This is a genomic window from Streptomyces sp. NPDC005774 (genome assembly GCF_042871645.1).
GTDB classification, from domain to species: Bacteria; Actinomycetota; Actinomycetes; order Streptomycetales; family Streptomycetaceae; genus Streptomyces; species Streptomyces pratens.
The window spans coordinates 103,293-121,147 of record NZ_JBIAIV010000006.1 but is presented as its reverse complement, the minus strand read 5'-3'; the positions used below and the strand labels follow the sequence as shown (position 1 = coordinate 121,147).

Genomic DNA, 17,855 nt, shown 5'->3' with positions numbered 1-17,855 from the left:
CCCTGGCCGCCCTTGGCGGACCGGTGGGGCCCGCGGGCCCCACGCAGAGCCGCCGCCGACCCCGGTCCCGGGGTCGGCGGCGGCTCTCGCGTGTGCACGGCGGCTCCCCGCGGGGAACCGCCCGGCGTCAGGTTGCCTGGCTGGTGGCCTTGGTCCGGCCCGAGCCCTCCCCGTCGCCGGACTTCCCGCGCCCGGAATCGCTACGCCCACGCCCACGGCCGCGACCACGCCCACGGCCGCGATTGCCGTCGCCGCCGTACGCGTCGAGCTCGATGGCGAGCGGCGAGGCGGTCAGGACCGACGAGTACGTGCCCACCAGCATGCCGATCAGCAGGGCGAGCGCGAAGTCGGTGAGCGAGTCACCGCCCAGCAGAGCCAGTGCGGCCAGGATGAACATCACACCGATACCGGTGTTGACCGTACGCGGCACCGTCTGCAGGATCGCCAGGTTGGTGGACTGGGCGAGGGGTGCCTTGCGGTCCTTCTGCCACAGTTCCCGGACGCGGTCGAACACCACGACGGAGTCGTTCACCGAGTAACCGATCACGGTGAGCAGGGCGGCCAGGAACACCCCGTCGATCGGCTTGCCCAGCCACGCGAAGATGCCGGTGACGATCACCACGTCGTGGGCCAGGGTGGCGACCGCCGCCGTACCGAACATCCAACGGAACCGGAAGGCGAGGTACACGAGCTGGGCGACGAGGGCCAGGCCGAGTGCGATCAGCGCGTTGCGGCGCAGCTCGTCGCCGAGGCTCGGGCCGATCAGCTCGTCGCGGACCTTCTCCGCCCCGCCGCCGACCTTCTCGACGGCCTCGGCGACCTCGACCGCCTCGGCGTTGCTCAGTTCCTCGGTACGCACCGTCAGCCCGTTGTCCCCGGAGGACTGCACGACGGCCTGCGGGAAGCCGGCGTCGGCCAAGGCCTCACGAGCTCGGTCCGGCTCGACGGTGTTGGTGGTCGAGTACTCGATCAGCCGTCCGCCGGTGAACTCGACACCGTAGTTCAGCCCGCGCACCACGATGCCGGCGCCGGTGACGATGACTACGAGGAGGGACACCGCCAGCCAGCGGCGGGGGCGGCGCATGAGCTGCGGGTCGCGGCGGGTGAGATAGGCGCGGACCCGCCCGATGGAGGCCAGACCGGTCATCTTGGGACGGCGGTGCACCCAGTTGCGCTCCACGGCGAACTCGGCGAACACCCGCGTGATCACCAGTGCGCTGATCATGGAGGCGAGGACACCGATGGCCAGGGTGACGCCGAAGCCCTTCACCGGGCCGGAGGCGAGCAGGAACAGCAGCCCCGCGGCAATGAGCGTGGTGACGTTGGAGTCGGCGATCGCGCTGAACGAACCCTTGAAGCCGGCGGTGAGCGCCGAGCGGCTGCTGGGCCGGTTGCGTTTGCCGTACTCCTCACGCGCTCGTTCGAAGACCAGCACGTTGGCGTCGACGGCCATGCCGATCGCCAGGACGAAACCGGCCAGGCCCGGCAGGGTCAGTGTCGCGCCGAGGGCCGCGAGGGCGGCGTAGGAGATCACCCCGTAGCAGGCCAGGGCCGCGGTGGCCAGGAAGCCCATCAGCCGGTAGACGACGATGATGAACAGCGCGGTGAGGGTGGTGCCGAGAGCGGCGGCCCAGGCGCTGGACTCGATGGCCTCGGCGCCCAGCGTCGGGCCCACGGTCCGCTGCTCGACCGTCTCGACCGGCACCGGGAGGGCACCGCCGCTGATGAGCAGGGAGAGTTCCTTGGAGTCGTCACTGGTGAAGGACCCGGTGATCTGGGTGGACCCGCCGGTGATACCGGCCCCGCAGGCCACGGACGGATCGACCTGCGGCGACGAGATGATCTTGTCGTCCAGCACGATCGCGACCCGGCGCTTGGGATCACCCGCGGGGTTGCAGGCCGCCTCGCCGGTCAGCTTCGACCAGCCCTTGTCGTCCGCGAAGTCCACGCTGACCATCCAGCCGGCGCCGCTCTGCTGGTCGAAGGTGGCCTCGGCGCCCTTCACGTCCTGGCCGGTGAGCGCGGCGGGGGCCAGGTGGAGCCGTTCTCCGGCCTCGTCGGCCAGGACGCGTTCGCCCTTCGGTAGCTTCTTGGCGGACTCGGGATCGGTACCGGGGGCGAGCACCGGGTGGACGGTGAGCTGCGCGGTACGGCCCAGTACCTCGGCGGCCTGTCGCGGGTCCTGCACGCCGGGCAGTTCCACGATGATCCGGTTGTCCCCGGACCGGACGATGGTGGGTTCGGCGACACCGAGCGCGTCGATACGGCCGCGCAGCACCTCGAGTGTGCGGTCCGTCGCCTCGCCGTCGGCCTCGAGGGTTTCGGTGGAACGGGTCTCCAGCACGATCTGGGTACCGCCGCGCAGGTCGAGTCCCAGGCGGATGGGGACCGTCGCGGCGATGTAGACGGACAGGGCGATCACGACAAGTGCGAACAACGCCCGGATACGGGCGGAACTTTTCACGGATGACTCCAGCAGTCACGCCGCGGCCGGTCCGGGACGCGGCGGAGAGGAAAGGAACAAGACTCTCATGTGCTGGAGGGTCCGGGAGGCCCCCGGCCGAGGTCCGACGGCATGTGGGCGGCGGCGGGCGGCGCGTGCCCGGCCGCCGGGGCGGGCCGGGCCGGCTGCGGAGGTGTGCGGGGGGTGTGCGCGGGAGTGAAGAGCAGATGTCCCGCCGGTACCGTGCGCTCCCCGGCGTCGCGCTGCGGCCTCAGGGGGACGATACGGGCGGTGCAGCCGTCGTCGGTGTGGGGACGGATGCCGGACGAGTGGGGCCCGGGCGCGGGGGAGGGATCCGGAACGGACGGCTCCGGCCCGTCGGGCGCCGGGGCGCCGGGCACCGCAGGCGCGTCGTGGGCGGGCGGCTGAGCCGCCCGGACGGCCCGGGGGTCGTCGGTGAGGCCGAACCCCAGGGTCAGGAGAACGGCCGCCAGGGCGGCCAGAACCGCGACGGCGCGGAGCGGAGGGCGGGCGGTGCGGGAGACACGTCCCGGCAGGGTGGCGTTCAAGGCTCGACGAGCCCCGCGCGGATGGCGTAACGGGTCAGATCCAGGCGGTCCCGCAGCCCCAGCTTGCTCAGCAGGTTCTCGCGGTGCCGCTGCACCGTCTTGATGCTGATGAAGAGTATCTCGGCGATCTCCTTCGACGAGTGCCCTTCGGCGACCAGCTTGAGCACCTCCTCCTCGCGCGGGGTCAGCAGCTGGGGCGCCTCCTCGCCGTGCTGCACCCGGTCGAGGTAGTTGCGGATCAGGGCGGTGACCGCCCCCGGGTACAGGAACGGCTCGTCCCGCATCGCGGCCCGGCAGGCGGCGACCAGATCGCGGTCGGCGACCGACTTCAGCACGTACCCGCCGGCCCCGGCCTTGAGGGCCTGGAACAGGTACTGCTCGTTGTCGTGCATCGTCAGCATCAGGATGCGCAGGCCCGGCTTCAGCGCGGACAGCTCACGGGCGGCCTGCAGACCGGTCATCCGGGGCATGGCGATGTCCAGCACCGCCAGGTCGATCTCCTGGGCGCGGGCCATGGAGATCGCCTCCGCGCCGTCGCCGGCCTCGGCCACGACCTCGAGGTCCGGCTCCCGGTCGAGGATCAGCCGGACGCCGCGGCGCACCAGGGCGTGGTCGTCGGCGAGCAGGATGCGGATCGGGGTCGGTGGGGCCTGGTGGTTCATGACTGCTTCCTGACGGCGGGCACGGCCAGCCGGATCCGGGTACCGGTCCGGGCGACGGGAGTGATGTCCAGTGTGGCGCCGATGAGCAGGGCCCGTTCACGCATACCGCGCAAGCCGGCCCCCTCGTGGGCGGCGCCGATGCCACGGCCGTCGTCGGTCACCTCGAGAACGACACGCTCGTCGTCCCGGTACAGGCTCACCGTCGCGGAACGCGCCTCGGCATGCCGGGCGACATTGGTCAGACTCTCCTGCGCCACACGGTAGATCACCAACTCCGTGCCGTTGTCCAGGGTGGGCAGATCGGCACCGAAACGGCGGTGCACCCGCAGCCCGGTGTGCGTGGCGAACTCGGTGGCGAGTGAGGTGACCGCACTGATCAGACCGAGATCGTCCAGCACGCCGGGACGCAGCCGGCGCACCAGCCGGCGGACCTCGTCCAGACTCGCCCGGGTGATCTCCTGCACCTGGTGGATCTCGTCGCGCAGCGGAGCGGGTGCCTCGTCGGCGACCTGCTTCAGGGCCAGCAGGATGGCGGTCATGCTCTGCCCGACCTCGTCGTGGAGTTCGGCGGCGATCCGGCGCCGCTCCGCCTCCTGGGCGAGCAGGGCACGGGCGCTGCTCGCGGCGCGCTCCTTCTCCAGCCGCTCCAGCATGGCGTTGAACGTGCTGACCAGCTCGGCGACCTCCCCGCCCCCGCGCACCGGAAGCCGTTGGCCGGGCCGCAGCAGGTCGACGGTGGCCATCAGCCGGGTCACCCGGTCCAGCGGAGCGAGCCCGACCCGCAGCAGGGCCGCGTTGGCGACGAGCATCACACTCATGCCGCCCACGAGGATCACCGCCTCGGTCAGCAGCACCGGCACGGACACGGTCACCGGAGCCCACAGCAACAACGCCGTGGCCGCGCCCAGCACCATCGCGTTGAGTCCGAAGATCCGCCAGTACAGGGACACGGAGGTCACGCCTTTCCTCTTTCGTCTGCCTCTACTGTCGGGCACCGCGACACCCGATGCGGCAGCGGCCCCTGATCCCGGCGAACAGCGAAACCGACAGAGTGCACGAGCTGACGATATTCGGTCGATGGGCTCCATGACCCATTTCCCCCGTCCGACGGGCCCATGCCGCCCGGGGTGGGTCCTGGGACCCGGCAGAGATGGGTATCGCGCCCGATGGGTTCCGGGCGGGCGAACGGGGATGGTGATGGATCGACCACCTGTAACCGGAGGAGACTTTCCGTGTCGCTCGACCTGCCCCTCACCGAATCGCGCACCGACCACCCCGCCGTGGACCAGATCCGGCAGCGCCTCGAACACGCGCGCACCACACGGGTGGCACAACTCAAGGCCCTCGATGACACAGGGCAGAGCCCCGACGACCACCTGCTGGCCAACCAGCGGGACTCCATCAAGCGCGTCCTCAAGGAGATCGACGAGGCCTTCGCCCGCGTCGAGGACGGCAGCTACGGCACCTGCCTGGGCTGCAGCAAGCCCGTTCCGGCGGAGCGGCTGGAGATCCTTCCGCACACCCGGTACTGCGTCTCGTGCCAGAGCCGCGCGGCCTGACCGCATCCGCTCCCGGCCCCGCCCCGTCCGTATTCCTCTCCCGCTCCGCCCAAGGGGGGTGCAGTGGTGACCCACCAGACGATCGACGAGCACGGCGAGGTCCTCACATCCGAGGACCTCGCGCTGTTGCGTGCGAACCTGTGCGAACAACAGCTGTTCCGCAGGGACCAGCTGCGCCAGTTCGCCGTCGATGCGGGGCCGCACCCGGGGGACCCGGGTGCACCACCGGTCGCCGGCCAGCTCGAGGTCCAGGTCAGGCTCGCCGCGTCCGCCCGGATGGTACTCGCCGACGTGGAAGCGGCGCTCACCCGCATGGACGCCGGGGACTACGGCGTCTGTCACCTGTGCCGCGGCCGCGTCGAACGCGACCGGCTGCTGATCGTTCCGCAGGCCCGCTACTGCGCCCGCTGCCAGCAGGTGCGGGAGGCCGCGCGATGACCACGGCACACCACCGGCCACCGGACCGGCCGGAGCACGTGCGTACGAGACACGTGCGGGCGGATCACCTGCGTGCGGGGCACGTACACGGGTGACCCGCCCGGCCCCCGTTCCTCCGCCCGCGCGCTGCACCCACCGTCCCGGGCGCGCAGGCGGCGGCCGCCCCCCGCCGCGGACGCCCGTCCCACCGGACCGCTCCCGGTGGGACACCCCGGTGCGCACCTCACCGGGGCGGTGCCGTGTGCGGAGGGCACCGTCACCGGCGCCCGGCGCATTCCGCCGGGCGCCGGTGACCCAGGCCCCGAGACCGACCCACCTCGAAGGAGTGACGACGTGGCGGGCACCATTCCTCCCGCGCAACCGCCCCCGGGGCCCCGCCTCGGCCCGCTCCAGGGCCCTCGGCCGTGGCGCCGGCGGCTCAACCCCCTGCGCCGCCCCACCGACCGTTTCCAGGCCCGGATCGGTCTCGGACTGCTGCTCGCCGTACTGGTCGTGGCGCCCGTGGCAGGCGTCGTCGTCGCAGAGCTCGCCCACCGCCACTACGCGGACACGGCCCGCCACCAGACTCTGACCCGGCACGAGACGAGCGCGACCCTCACCGAGGACGTCCCGCGCCATCCGGAGCCCGGATCCGACGAGGCGAAGCTCGCCCGTTACCCGGCCGAGGTCCGCCTCACCACCGCCGACGGGCGTACCGCCACCACCCGGGCCGAGGTCCCACCGGGCCTGTCGGCCGGCAGCCAGGTGCGTATCTGGGTCACCGCCGACGGCGAGGCGAGCGAGCCGCCGCTGACGCGTGAACAGGTCCGCAGCCGCAGCATGGGCTGCGCCCTCCTCGCCGCTGTGGGAACCGTCCTCACCGGCGCCGCCGCCCACGCCGTGACCTGCCATGCCGTGCGTCGCCGCAACCTCGCCGCCTGGGAGAGGGCCTGGGCCGAGACGGCCCCCCGCTGGACGACATCCGGATGAACCGTCGCGCGGCCGGCGGGGAACTCGCGCAGCCCCGTACGCGCGCCCGGTCCTGGTGTCACCTGTGCTCGGCGGTGAGGGTCTTGACCCGGCGGAGCGTGAGGACGGTCTCCGCCGTGTGGACGCCGGGCAGCGCACCGATCCCCTCGCTGAGGAACGTGTAGAGCTCCTCGGTGCTGCGGCACAGAGCCGAGATGACGAGGTTCGTCCGCCCCGTGACGGCGGCGGCGAACCGCACCGCCGAATGGCCGGCCACTCCCGCGCCCGCTTCGGCGAGGGCGTGCGGGGCGACCGTCAGCCAGATCAGCGCCTCGATGCCCTGCCCGAGAGGCTCGTGGTCGTACTCGACGGCGAGGTGGAGCACCCCCGTGCCCCGCAGCCGTCCCAGGCGCTTCTTCACCGCCGTCTCGGACAGCCCCGTCGCCGACTGCAGCTCGGTCAGCGGGACACGGCCGTCGCGATGCAGCGTCTCCAGCATGACCTGATCGGTGGTGTCGAGAACGACCGGCGACATCGAGGGACCCGGGGCGGGCGTCCGCAGGGCTGCCTCCTCCTCCGGACCGAGCGCGCTGATCTTGCGCAGCCAGCGCAGGGAGTTGCCGTAGTAGGACCGCAGGATGCAGTGCGCGCCGACCGAGGTGACATGCGGGATGCGCTGGAGCCGCTCGAGAAGAAGATCGTCCCGTTCCTGGCTGCTGCGCGGGCTGATGGCACAGACGACCTCGGTGCCGCCGGCGGCCAGGTCGACGTAGTGGGTGTCGGGCCGTCCGGCGATGGTGCCGGCCAGCTGCGACGCGGTGTTCCGGCTGCAGCCGAGCCGGACGATCCAGCCGTCCCTGCCCAGGCGGCTGTCGTCGGTCATACCGGTGACCCGCAGGTTCATGGTGGTGCGCAGCCGTCTGAAGCGGCGCGCGACGGTCTGGTCGGACACCCCGAGCACTTGGGCGATACGGCTGAAGGAGGCCCGCCCGTCGAGTTCGAGGGCCTGCAGCAGCTTGAGGTCGAGGGAGTCGAGGGGCGAGGGGGTCACTGGTCTGCTGGTCTCTCCTGAGTGAGGCCGGGGGGAAGGGCGGGCAGCCATCGTAGGACCGTGCCCGCCCCGGGGCACGACGCCCCGGCCTCCGGCCCCGGCCTTCGCTCCGTACCCGGTCCCGCGCCGTGAGAGCGCGGGACCGGGTACGGAGGCGGGCGGGGGCGTCATCGCCCGGGGGAGCCGCCCGTGTTCCGGCCGGAGGACGAATCCACGGCCTCCGGCCGCTCTGCGGGCCGGCCCGACGTACCGTTCGCCCCCACGGCGACAGTGGTGCTGCCGGACGTTTTGCCCATGTCCGCCGGAGCGGACGCGCTGCCCGCGCCCGCGGTGGCGGGCGTGCCGTCCGAACCGCCCGCGCCCACCGTGACGGACGCTCCCGTCCGCCGCCGCAGCAGGACGGCCGCGGCCAGGGCGGCGAGGACCAGCAGGACCGCGGAGACGGTCAGGCACAGGCGCAGGCCCTCCAGGAACGCCTCGGAGACGGCACCCATCGCCCGGCCGGTGTCCGCGCCGAGTTCCATGCCGGCGACGGCGCCCAGTCCTCCGGCCCCGACCGTGTCGGTGATCGACTGTGCCGTGCCGCCGTTCAGACCCGCGTCGGCGAGGTGAGCGGGCAGTGTGTCGGCCGCCTTCGTCGCCAGCAGGGTGCCGAGCACGGCAGGACCCAGCGCGCCGCCGAGCTGCCGGAAGGCGTTGTTGCCCGCGGCGGCCATGCCGGCCTGACGGTCGGGCACCGCGGAGACCGCGGTGCTGGTGATGCACGGGAAGGCGATACCGAGGCCCAGGCCGAGCAGGGCCAGCCGCCAGGCCAGCGACCCGAACGAGGTGGTGAGGCCGAGCGTCGTCAGGGACAGCAGGGCGGCCGCGCTGATCAGCATGCCGGCCGTGATGATCACCCGGGGCGACACCCGCCGCATCACCGGCCCGATCACCATGCCCATGATCATCGAGACGACGTTGACCAGCACCAGGCGCACCGCGGACTGCCAGGTGTCCAACTGCTGCACCATGCCCAGATAGAGGCTCAGAACGAAGAAGAAGCCGATCAGTCCGAGGAAGCTGATCATCACGACCAGCGTGGAGCCCGTGAAGGCCGGGCTGCGGAACAGGGACAGCTCCAGCATCGGCGACTCGCTGCGCCGCTCCACCACGACGAACAGTGTGCCGCTCACCACGGCCACCACCAGCGCGACGACGGTCTGCGGAGCGGTGAACGAATCGGCGCCGCCCTCGATGACCCCGTACACCAGGGCCGTCATGGCCACCGCGGCGGTGACCTGACCGGGCCAGTCCAGTTTGCGCCGGGAGGTGGCCCGGTCACCGGGCAGCAGCCGCGCGGCCACCGCCATGGTCGCCAGGGACACCGGCAGCGGCAGCAGAAAGACCCACCGCCATGAGGCGTGCTCGACGATCACACCCGCGATCAGCGGGCCGACCACCATGGCCGCCATCATGCAGGTCGTCCACCAGCCGATGTACTTGCCGCGCTCACGGTGGTCCGGCACGGCCTGGCTGATCAGCGCCAGCGTCACCGGCAGCAGTGCCGCGGCTCCCGCACCGGCCAGCGCCTGGCCGGCCCACAGCATCCCGATCGACTGGGTGCTCAGGGACACCGCCGCGCCCGCCGCGCTGAGCGCCATGCCCACCTGGTAGACCTTCTTGCGGCCGTGCACGTCGCCGAACACGCCCGCGGTGAGGATCAGCGCGGCCACCGGCAGCACGTAGGCGTCGGAGACCCACGACAGTTCCGCGGTCGTGGCGCCCAGAGCCTGCTGGATCACCGGCAGACTCACCGCGACGGTCGTCACCGGCAGATAGGCGACGAAGACGCCGGCGCATGCCAACGCGATCACGGCTGCCCTACGGCCGTCTCCGGCCGCCTTTCGAGAAGCGTTCAAGGAAATGCTCCCGTGCGGTGCCCGGCACCGCGGATATCGAATGAATCGGCTCCACTGTGAAGGGCGAGGACCGTCACAGGCCAGCCAGCGACCGGACCGCCGAGGGAATCCGACATCAGGAAGGCGAAATCCCGGTATTTCGCTCGCACGCCCGGCCGATGCGTCTTCGGTTCTTCGCATCGTCCCAGTTCACCGACGTCGTAACGGCTGACGGAATCCACACCGGACCGGATTCCATCGCGACCCGCACGGTACGGCACCGCATTTCTGGATTCCCCGGATCGCGTGCGATGGGTGGGATTCCCGTCGATTGGCAAGAGTGCGGGAAGGGTGCGGGAACGCAATTTAACCGTGCGTTTCCGGCTACTTCCGGCCGGCCCGGCTCTCCTCTACGTTCGGCACACCTTGGCTCCGTGCACTTCCGTACGGAGCCGGACGAACGACATCAGGTGGTTGAAATGAGCCGAGGCAGTGTTCTCATCGTCGGTCTACCTGGGCCAGTCGGCGTTCCGGCTCAACATCCCCCGGGAACCGGAGATCGACCGGATCATCCTGCAGAACGGTCCCGAGGGCATGGCGGGCTTCGTGCCGATCGGCCCCGACCCGGCCTACCTGTTCCACAACACCACCTGGGAAGAGGGCCTTCGGCTCGAACAGGACCGGATGGCGGACGAACTGCGTGAGCGGCTGGCCCCGTTCGGTGGACTGACCGGACGCGTCCGCGACCGGCACACCAACGACTCGGCGCAGATCGTGTTCCGCCCGGAGGAGTGGCTGATCGCGCCCGCGCCCTGGCACAACGGCCGGATCGCGCTCATCGGCGCCGCCGTCCACGCCGTCACCCCGCACCTCGGGCAGGGAGCCGCCCAGGCCATCGAGGACGGCGTCGTACTCGCCGAGTGCCTGTCCGCCCACACCGACCACGAGACCGCGCTGAAGGCCTACAGCGAGCGCCGCTACGAGCGGTGCAAGCGCATCGTGGAATCGTCGGTCGCGATCGGCGAGTACGAGATGGACCCGGCATCCCACCCTGACTTCGACCACGCCGGCCTGACCCAGCACGTGCTGGAGCGCATGGTCCAGCCCATCTGAGCCCCCTCCTCCCGCACGGCGAAAGACAGTCCGGCATGACCCCTTCCCCACGCGCACTCAGATGGCCGGCCGTCGCGGCGGCCCTCGGCTCCGTCGCGGCCGTCGGCGGCTGCGGCGCCGGCGCCGCGAGCGGTGACGGCGCCGCGCTGACCATCGGATTCGTCAACGGCGACACCAGTGAGTTCGCCACCTGTCTGCAGAAGGCCGTCGAACAGGAGGCGAAGGCGCGGGGCGTCACGCTCAAGACGGCCAACTCCCGGATGGACGCGGCCAAGGAACTGTCCAACATCAAGGACATGATCACCCGTCAGGCCAACGTGCTGATGGTGCAGACCGTCAACATCGACGCACTGGAAGGCGACATGGCCAAGGCCGAGGCGGCGGGCGTGCCCCTCTACCTGGCCTCGCTCGCCACCGACGACGTCTCCGGCATCCTCGGTGCCGCCGCCGTGGACCTGAAGGGGCTCGGCGCCCTGGACGCCGGCTGGGTCGCCGAGGACGCGGGCGGCGAGCCCGTGCAGGTCGGAGTGATCGCGGGTGCTCCCGGAGCCGCCTCCGACCTGATGGTCGCCGGCTTCACCGAGGCGCTGCCCGACACCGCGAAGGTGGTGGCCGACCAGCCCGGCATGTTCAACCCGGTCAAGGCGCAGGACGTCGCAGAGAACATGATCGAGGCGCACCCGGACATGGACTACGTCTTCGTCGCGAACGAGGAGATGGCCTTCGCCGCCCGCAAGGTCTTCGACTCCCGCGGCGGCGAGGATATCAAGATCGTCACCGAGAACGGCACGGAGGAAGGCCTGGCCGCCGTCGAGGACGGCCGCTTCTCCGCCACGGTCGCCAACTCTCCCAAGGTGATCGGCGAAACGGCGGTCAGGAGCACGGCCGACCTGATGGAGAAGGGCGAGAAGGGCAAGGTCTCCGGCATTCCGCTCACTCTGATCACCAAGGACAACAGGGAGGAGGCTCCCCAGTACTGCCCGGCCGGGTAGCACCGGCCGCCCGGTCGGCGGAGCGTCCTCGCCACGGAGTACTTCACCGCCATGGGCGGCTGTCGCACCTCACGTCCCTGAGGGGCGCGGTCACCGGGGAGGCGAGGAGGAGAAGAGGACCGGGGTCGGGGTCGAATATATTTTTTGCAGGCTCTGCATATTTGCGTATCCTGCACGAGTGAGTGACAGGGACCCCGCAGAGGGTGGGCTTCGGAGCCGCAAGAAGCGGGAGACCCGCGCTGCTCTGGTGGCGGCCGCGGTGCGGCTGGCGGCGGAGCACGGCGCGGAGAACGTCACCGTCGACGCGATCAGCGAAGCGGCCGGTGTATCGCCCCGCACGTTCTTCAACTACTTCGACTCCCGTGACGAGGCGTTCATGATGGTGGGCGCGGAGTCGAGCGTGCGCATCCGGCGGGCGGTGCTCGCCGCGCCCGCCGACATGCCCCCGCTGGCGGCGCTGCGCGACGCGCTGGCCGCGGAACTGGGAGAAGTGGAACAGCAGCACGAACTGTGGCAGCTGCACTCCCAAGTGCTGCGCAGGTCACCGTACCTGCTCGCGCGCAGCATCGGCGCCCACGTCGAGGACGAGTTCACTCTGGCCGAGACGCTCGCGGAGCGCATCGGCACCGGTTCGCCGCTGTTCACCGGGGACCGTCCCCCCTTCGGGACGGCCGAGGGGGAACAGAGGAGACAGGCCCTGGGGCTGTATCCGCGACTGCTGGCCGCAGTCGGCACCACGGCCGTCCGGGTTGCCGCGGAGTACTGGTGCGTGCGGCAGGACGAAGCCACCTTCGAGGCCGTCTTCCGAACGGTGTTCGACCATCTGGCCGCCGGACTCACGGAACCGGCCGTTCCGGCCGTTCCGGTGGACGAAGCCTGAGCGGGTCCGTCCCTCACCCGACCTTCGAACGTTTCTGAAAGAGCTGAAGTGACCTCAACGCCGGCGCCCCTGGAGGCGCCACCCACCCCCATGACCAACCGGCAGATACTCCAGGCCATGTCGGGGCTGATGGCCGGCATGTTCGTCGCCATCCTGGCCGGCACCGTGGTCGCCAACGCGCTCCCGCGCATCATCGCCGACCTGCAGGCCAGCCAGTCCTCCTACACCTGGGTCATCACCGCCGAGCTGCTGGCGATGACGGCGACGGTGCCCCTGTGGGGCAAGCTGTCGGACCTGTTCAACCAGAAGCTGCTGCTCCAGCTGTCCCTGTCCCTGTTCGTCGTCGGCTCCCTGCTGGCGGGCTTCTCCCAGGACGTGGGCCTGCTGATCTTCAGCCGCGTGGTGCAGGGCATCGGCGCGGGTGGGCTCACGGCTCTGGCGCAGATCGTGATGGCGGCCATCATCCCGCCGCGCAGGCTGGGCAAGTACGCCGGCATCTTCGGAGCCGTCTTCGCGGTCGGCACCGTGGCCGGACCGCTCATCGGCGGTGTTCTGGTGGACACCTCCTGGCTCGGCTGGCGCTGGTGCTTCTTCATCGGTGTGCCGTTCGCACTGCTCGCCATCGCGCTGCTGCAGCGCACCCTGAAGCTGCCCACCGTCCGCCGCGAGGTGAAGATCGACTTCCTGGGCGCCTTCCTGATCGTCGCGGGTGTCTGCGCCCTGCTCATCTGGGTCTCCCTCGCGGGCAGCGAGTTCGACTGGATGTCGTGGCAGACCGCCGCGCTGGCCGGTGGGGGAGTGCTGCTGCTGATCGCCGCGGTCGTCGTCGAGGCACGGGTGCCGGAGCCGATCATTCCGCTGGGCATCTTCCGCAACCGCACGGTGACGCTCACCACGGTCGCGAGTCTCCTCGTCGGTGTGGCCATGTTCGGCGGCACCGTCTTCCTCTCGCAGTACTTCCAGATCTCCCTGGGCAAGTCCCCGACCGTCGCGGGCCTGATGAGTCTGCCCATGATTCTCGGCCTGCTCGTCTCCTCGACCGTCGCCGGACAGATCATCACCGCCACCGGCCGGTGGAAGGTGTACCTGGTCGCGGGTTCCATCATCATGACGGCGGGCCTAGGCCTGCTGTCCACCATTGAGGCCGACACCCCCTTCGCCCTGCTCAGCGTCTACATGGCAGTCATGGGCGTCGGCGTCGGCATGCTGATGCAGAACCTGGTCCTGGCCGCGCAGAACGACGTTCCGGCGACCGAGCTGGGCGCCGCCACCTCGGTGCTCTCCTTCTTCCGGAGCATGGGCGGCACGATCGGCACCAGTGTGCTCGGGGCCATCCTCGCCAACCGGGTCGCCACCGAGATGACCAAGGGCCTGGCGGAAGCGGGCATCCCGGCCGGCTCGAACGAGTCCGGCGGGAGCGGCGTGCCCGACATGACGACGCTGCCCGAGCCGATGCGGGAGATCGTGGAGCACGCCTACGGCGTTGCCACCGCGGACCTCTTCCTCGTGGCCACGCCCGTCGCGGCCCTCGCCGTGATCGCCGTGCTGTTCATCAAGGAGAAGCCGCTGAAGGACACCAGCGGCATGGAACGGCTCACCGCCGAGTCCGCCGAGTCCTCCGAGTCCGCCGAGTCCTCCGAGTCCTCCGAATCGGCCGGTACGACGGCGTCGCCGGCCGGCGTCGGCTGAGACGAACGCCCTCCGGGGCGGTAGCGTGCGGAGGTCTTCCGGGGAGGTGCCCGGAGGGCCTCCGCACGTGTATGCGGTGGGCCGGGCGTTGTTGACGAGAAGCGAGTCGTCCGGCTCAATGGAGCGCATGAATTCCGGGCAGCGTCTCGTCACCCGTGACCACATCGAATTCGGTCGGGTGTGGTCCGCGGCGTGTCGCGCCTGACGCGGCTGCGGGCCGTCTGACCGGCCTTCCCCTCCCTCGGTGCCCCTTCGCGGGCCGAGGCCCTTCCTCCGCAGCCCTCCGCAGCCCTCCGTGGCCCTTCGCGGCACGGCCGTACCCACGCGTCCGACTCCACCCGAGGCCCATGCCCCTGCCCCGGCCCCGGCCCCTGCGCCGTACCGAGGGCGCTCCGGGGCGGCCGTGAGTTGCCCCGGGCCCGGCCGCCCCGGAGAATTCGAAGAAAGGCCGTCCCGGATGACGTCCGTCGCACCATCACCCCCGCCGCCGTTCGCCGGCGGGCCGGCGGCCGTCCACGTAGCCGTGTCCGATCGCGGGCAGGCCCCCTACTGCGTGAACTCGGCGACGAGGATGCGACGCGCTACGGCGAGGAGGCCCATGCCGAGCCCGCCCGCTACCCCGACGAGGAGTTCACGGACCCGCTCGGCGGCGTCCTGAACGACCCGCGACGACCCGTGCGGAGGCGCCGCTCAGTGGCCGGCCGGACTGATGCGGCGTCCCGTCAGGGTCGTGGGACGGATCGTCACCCACATCTCGCGTTCGCCTCCGGCCCACGGAGCGGTGTGGGTGTGTTCGGTCAGCCGCCGCACGTCGTCGGGGTCCGTGACCCGCCGTGCGGGGCCGACGGCGAGCACGCTCCAGCCCTGGCTCATGGCCTCGTCCACACGGTCGACCTCGAAGGCGGTGTCCGATCCCACGGCCGCGGCGAGTACGGAGTCGGGAGCGGTCCGGAAGACGATCACGCCATCGACGACCTCGTAGTTCACCGGAACGACCGCCGGGCCGTCCGGGGCCGACACCGCGACGCGCCCCACCCCGTGGGTGGACAGCAGGGTGCGGCATTCCTCGGGGCCGAGGTCCAGGAGCCGGGGGTGCGCGAGCGCGGCGCCCTGGCCCGGCGGCATCTCGGTGCCGCCGCCGCGCAGGGTCTGGACCGTGGTGTTCAGCGCCCCGGCCAGGTTGATGAGCGTCGCCAGGCTCGGATCGGCCTGGTGCTCCTCCAGGTACGCGAGATACGCCGGCGCCATCCTGGCACGGTGGGCCGTCTCGGCCCGGGTCAGACCCTGATGCTCGCGTTCGGTGGCTATCCGTCGGCCGAGGTCGCTGGTGTGGTGCGCATCGGAGCGGTGCGCACCGGAATCGGCACCCGCTCCGGTCGTGCCCGGTCGACGGGACGGGTCCCGGGCCGTCCCGGGCTCGTGCCCCGGATGCAGGAGGTGCGCGTCGGGCCCGGGAAACACGAGCGTCACCGCCTGCGTGTCCGACCAGCGCACGTCGTACGGAGGTGTCCCGTCCTTGTGGTGGAGTCCGACGATCTCGCCGTCGCGCCTGGTGGTGCCGGTCGCCGGGCTTTCGATGACGAGTCGATCGCCGAGGTGAGCTCGCATGACCGCCGCCTTCGCTCGAATGTTCGGGGTGGGGGAGGGGCCGGTGGAACGGGGCCGCCGCCTCTCGCCGACGGCCGGCCCCGCCCTCGGCTCAGCCGGTGACCTCGATGCGGCGCGGCGTGCTCTTCCCCGTCCTGGGGACACGCACCGTGAGGACTCCGTTGGTCAGCTCCGCACTGATGTGTTCGGTGTCGGCGTTGGGCGGCAGCGTCGTGCGGTAGTGGAACCGTCCGACGTGACGGGTGTGCCGCCGGACCACGCCCATGCGTTCCCGCTCCTCGACCTCGCCGTGGACGACGAGTTCGCCGTCGCTGATCTCGACATTGATCTGGTCCTTGTCCACACCGGCGAGCTCCAGTTCCACCACGTGGGCGTCCCCGGTGTCCTCGACGTCGGCCGGCGGTGTCCACGTACCGGTCGTGCCGGCCTCGGAGAAGTCGTCGCCGGGAAAGGGGAAGGTGGAGTGCATGAGGTACTCCATCCGGGAGCGGAGGTCCTCGAACTCCCGGAAGGCGTCCCACCCGGAGAACGGCCCCCTGCTGCGGCGTGAGGGATGCGACATAGGTCCTCCTCCTCGGCTTCTGCGACGGCAGCGCCACCCGTCGGCGATGGGGGACGGATCCGCCGGTCCGGAGCCGGGTACCCCGGCGGGCGCGGGACACCCACAAGGCTGTCGCGGCCGCTTCAGCGGTGCCTCGAGGACCGCGACCGGACGGTCACGCGGGAGCCGTCGGCCATGACGGTCGCCGCAGGAACCCCTGATCCCAGGATCCGTGGGACCGTCCCGGCCGGCATGGGCCGGCATGGGCCGACCGGGACACGGAACGGGACCGAGTGGCCTTCGGCACAGCGCGGCGCGGCGTTTCGCGCGTACTGTGCCTCGTGTGGTCGCGCCTGTCCTCCTCAGCGGTAGTTCTTCGGGTTCGTCCGCGACCCCGGTGGGGCAGCCCGGCGACGGGAGGAGATTCCTGATGACGCTCGTACCTCCGCCGCTCAGGCGCACGGCTTCCCCGGCCATCGGCTGCTGGGCCGCCCACCGGCCGGGCACCGGACCCGCCGCCCGGCGGCCTCTCGGATCGTGGTGACAGCCATGGACAGCGGCCACGCACACGCGGCCGGCCCGGACACGGGCCCCGCACCCGGCCCGGGCCCCCGCTCCGAGCCCGTTCCGTTCGGGCCCGGCTCCCTCCTCTGGGACATCGCCGGTGACGTCCGGCTCCTGCTCTCCCTGCCCGCCGCCCTGGTGCTCCAGGTCGCCCACCCGGCGGTCGGCGCGGGCGTCGACGACCACTCCGTGTTCCGCACCGACCCCTGGGGCCGGGCCGAGCGCTCACTGGACTCCCTGCAACTGTGGGTCTACGGCGGCGAACAGGCCCTCGAGGAGGGCCGCAGGCTCCGCAGACTGCACAGGACCATCAGCGGCACCGACACCCGCGGCCGCCCCTATCACGCACTCACCCCCGCCTCCTACGCCTGGGTGCACGCCACCGCCTACCCGGCCTTCCTGAGAGCGGCGCAGTACCTGTTCCACCCGCTCGACGAGCGGGACGAACGCCGCCTCTACGACGAACTCCTCCACCTCGGCGCCATCCTCGGCATCGACCAGCGCGACATGCCGCGCACCCCGGAGGAGTTCTGGCCGTACTTCGACACGATGGTCCGTGAAGAGCTGGAGAGGACGCCCGTCGTGGCGGAACTGCTCGACCCGCGGCGGCCGATCCCTCCGCCGGACGGCGCGGGCGCGTTCCTGCGCCGGACCTGGCCCGTGCTCCGCCCGCCCCTGGCGCGGCTGCACGTCTTCGTCACGACCGGCCTGCTCCCGCCGGCCGTCCGCGAGCACCTCGGCCTGGCGTGGACGGCACGGGACGAACGCGGACTGCGCCGCCTGGGCACCGTCGTCCGCACGGTGGTCCCGCTGCTGCCCGAGCGCCTGCGCTACCTGCCCAGGGCCCGCGCCGCCCGCCGCGCCGCCCGTACGTGACCCCGGCCGGCAGCGGCGGAGGCGGACCGAGCCTCTCCCCGC

The 17,855-nt window shown here is 71.5% G+C and carries 16 protein-coding genes and 1 pseudogene; 9 read left to right on the top strand and 8 right to left on the bottom strand.

Going from position 1 to position 17,855, the window contains the following annotated elements:
- Positions 1–127: 127 nt before the first annotated feature.
- The 4 genes from secD to ACFYQA_RS08095 form a co-directional block, all read right to left on the bottom strand.
- A complete protein-coding gene (secD, locus tag ACFYQA_RS08110) occupies positions 128–2,464 on the bottom strand; it encodes a protein translocase subunit SecD (protein ID WP_388913216.1) in 2,337 nt (778 codons plus the stop codon).
- Positions 2,465–2,529: 65 nt separating this feature from the next.
- Entirely contained in the window at positions 2,530–3,012 is a 483-nt protein-coding gene (locus tag ACFYQA_RS08105) for a hypothetical protein (RefSeq protein ID WP_388913213.1), read from the bottom strand.
- Positions 3,009–3,674 carry a response regulator gene (locus ACFYQA_RS08100; RefSeq protein ID WP_388913210.1) on the bottom strand — a complete coding sequence of 222 codons (666 nt, stop codon included), beginning with the start codon at positions 3,672–3,674 and terminating at the stop codon, positions 3,009–3,011. Before ACFYQA_RS08100 ends, ACFYQA_RS08105 begins: the two co-directional genes overlap by 4 nt.
- A complete protein-coding gene (locus ACFYQA_RS08095; RefSeq protein WP_388913608.1) occupies positions 3,671–4,624 on the bottom strand; it encodes a histidine kinase in 954 nt (317 codons plus the stop codon). Before ACFYQA_RS08095 ends, ACFYQA_RS08100 begins: the two co-directional genes overlap by 4 nt.
- A gap of 282 nt (positions 4,625–4,906) precedes the next feature.
- On the opposite strand from ACFYQA_RS08095, the gene ACFYQA_RS08090 reads away from it, so the two are divergent.
- From ACFYQA_RS08090 to ACFYQA_RS08080, 3 genes are all read left to right on the top strand, one after another.
- Positions 4,907–5,233 carry a TraR/DksA family transcriptional regulator gene (locus tag ACFYQA_RS08090; RefSeq protein ID WP_388913207.1) on the top strand — a complete coding sequence of 109 codons (327 nt, stop codon included), beginning with the start codon at positions 4,907–4,909 and terminating at the stop codon, positions 5,231–5,233.
- A gap of 66 nt (positions 5,234–5,299) precedes the next feature.
- A complete protein-coding gene (locus ACFYQA_RS08085) occupies positions 5,300–5,671 on the top strand; it encodes a TraR/DksA family transcriptional regulator (protein WP_388913205.1) in 372 nt (123 codons plus the stop codon).
- A 333-nt stretch (positions 5,672–6,004) separates the two neighbouring features.
- A complete protein-coding gene (locus ACFYQA_RS08080; protein WP_388913202.1) occupies positions 6,005–6,640 on the top strand; it encodes a hypothetical protein in 636 nt (211 codons plus the stop codon).
- 58 nt (positions 6,641–6,698) lie between these two features.
- On the opposite strand, the gene ACFYQA_RS08075 is transcribed toward ACFYQA_RS08080, so the two are convergent.
- The gene (locus ACFYQA_RS08075; protein ID WP_388913199.1) at positions 6,699–7,670 is read right to left on the bottom strand and encodes an Lrp/AsnC family transcriptional regulator; all 972 of its coding nucleotides are present in this window, start codon (positions 7,668–7,670) and stop codon (positions 6,699–6,701) included.
- A 167-nt stretch (positions 7,671–7,837) separates the two neighbouring features.
- The gene (locus ACFYQA_RS08070) at positions 7,838–9,571 is read right to left on the bottom strand and encodes an MFS transporter (protein WP_388913196.1); all 1,734 of its coding nucleotides are present in this window, start codon (positions 9,569–9,571) and stop codon (positions 7,838–7,840) included.
- 471 nt (positions 9,572–10,042) lie between these two features.
- Between ACFYQA_RS08070 and ACFYQA_RS08065 the strand changes: the two genes are divergently transcribed.
- From ACFYQA_RS08065 to ACFYQA_RS08045, 5 genes and pseudogenes are all read left to right on the top strand, one after another.
- Positions 10,043–10,663 (top strand): FAD-dependent monooxygenase, encoded by a 621-nt coding sequence (locus tag ACFYQA_RS08065; protein ID WP_388913193.1) that lies wholly within the window; start codon positions 10,043–10,045, stop codon positions 10,661–10,663.
- Positions 10,664–10,698: 35 nt separating this feature from the next.
- Positions 10,699–11,655 (top strand): sugar ABC transporter substrate-binding protein, encoded by a 957-nt coding sequence (locus ACFYQA_RS08060; protein WP_388913190.1) that lies wholly within the window; start codon positions 10,699–10,701, stop codon positions 11,653–11,655.
- A 178-nt stretch (positions 11,656–11,833) separates the two neighbouring features.
- Complete coding sequence (locus ACFYQA_RS08055) at positions 11,834–12,535, top strand: TetR/AcrR family transcriptional regulator (protein ID WP_388913187.1); 702 nt, start codon at positions 11,834–11,836, stop codon at positions 12,533–12,535.
- A 90-nt stretch (positions 12,536–12,625) separates the two neighbouring features.
- Positions 12,626–14,224, top strand: a complete 1,599-nt coding sequence (locus ACFYQA_RS08050; RefSeq protein WP_388913605.1) for an MDR family MFS transporter — start codon at positions 12,626–12,628, stop codon at positions 14,222–14,224.
- 457 nt (positions 14,225–14,681) lie between these two features.
- Positions 14,682–14,881: pseudogene (locus tag ACFYQA_RS08045) on the top strand (GNAT family N-acetyltransferase); the annotation flags it as partial.
- 33 nt (positions 14,882–14,914) lie between these two features.
- Here ACFYQA_RS08045 and ACFYQA_RS08040 read toward each other — a convergent pair.
- Both ACFYQA_RS08040 and ACFYQA_RS08035 read right to left on the bottom strand, forming a co-directional pair.
- Positions 14,915–15,832: a pyridoxamine 5'-phosphate oxidase family protein gene (locus tag ACFYQA_RS08040; RefSeq protein ID WP_388913184.1), complete on the bottom strand. Its 918-nt coding sequence runs from the start codon at positions 15,830–15,832 to the stop codon at positions 14,915–14,917.
- Positions 15,833–15,923: 91 nt separating this feature from the next.
- Positions 15,924–16,394, bottom strand: a complete 471-nt coding sequence (locus ACFYQA_RS08035) for an Hsp20/alpha crystallin family protein (protein ID WP_388913181.1) — start codon at positions 16,392–16,394, stop codon at positions 15,924–15,926.
- Positions 16,395–16,922: 528 nt separating this feature from the next.
- Here ACFYQA_RS08035 and ACFYQA_RS08030 point away from each other — a divergent pair.
- On the top strand, positions 16,923–17,813 hold the full coding sequence (locus ACFYQA_RS08030) for an oxygenase MpaB family protein (RefSeq protein WP_388913178.1): 891 nt from the start codon (positions 16,923–16,925) through the stop codon (positions 17,811–17,813).
- The last annotated feature ends 42 nt before the right edge of the window (positions 17,814–17,855 follow it).

Coding starts and splice junctions, on each gene's coding strand:
- ACFYQA_RS08100 (WP_388913210.1), bottom strand. CDS start 3,674: ATGAACCACCAGGCCCCACCGACCCCGATCCGCATCCTGCTCGCCGAC.
- ACFYQA_RS08060 (WP_388913190.1), top strand. CDS start 10,699: ATGACCCCTTCCCCACGCGCACTCAGATGGCCGGCCGTCGCGGCGGCC.
- ACFYQA_RS08050 (WP_388913605.1), top strand. CDS start 12,626: ATGACCAACCGGCAGATACTCCAGGCCATGTCGGGGCTGATGGCCGGC.
- ACFYQA_RS08040 (WP_388913184.1), bottom strand. CDS start 15,832: ATGCGAGCTCACCTCGGCGATCGACTCGTCATCGAAAGCCCGGCGACC.
- ACFYQA_RS08035 (WP_388913181.1), bottom strand. CDS start 16,394: ATGTCGCATCCCTCACGCCGCAGCAGGGGGCCGTTCTCCGGGTGGGAC.
- ACFYQA_RS08030 (WP_388913178.1), top strand. CDS start 16,923: ATGGACAGCGGCCACGCACACGCGGCCGGCCCGGACACGGGCCCCGCA.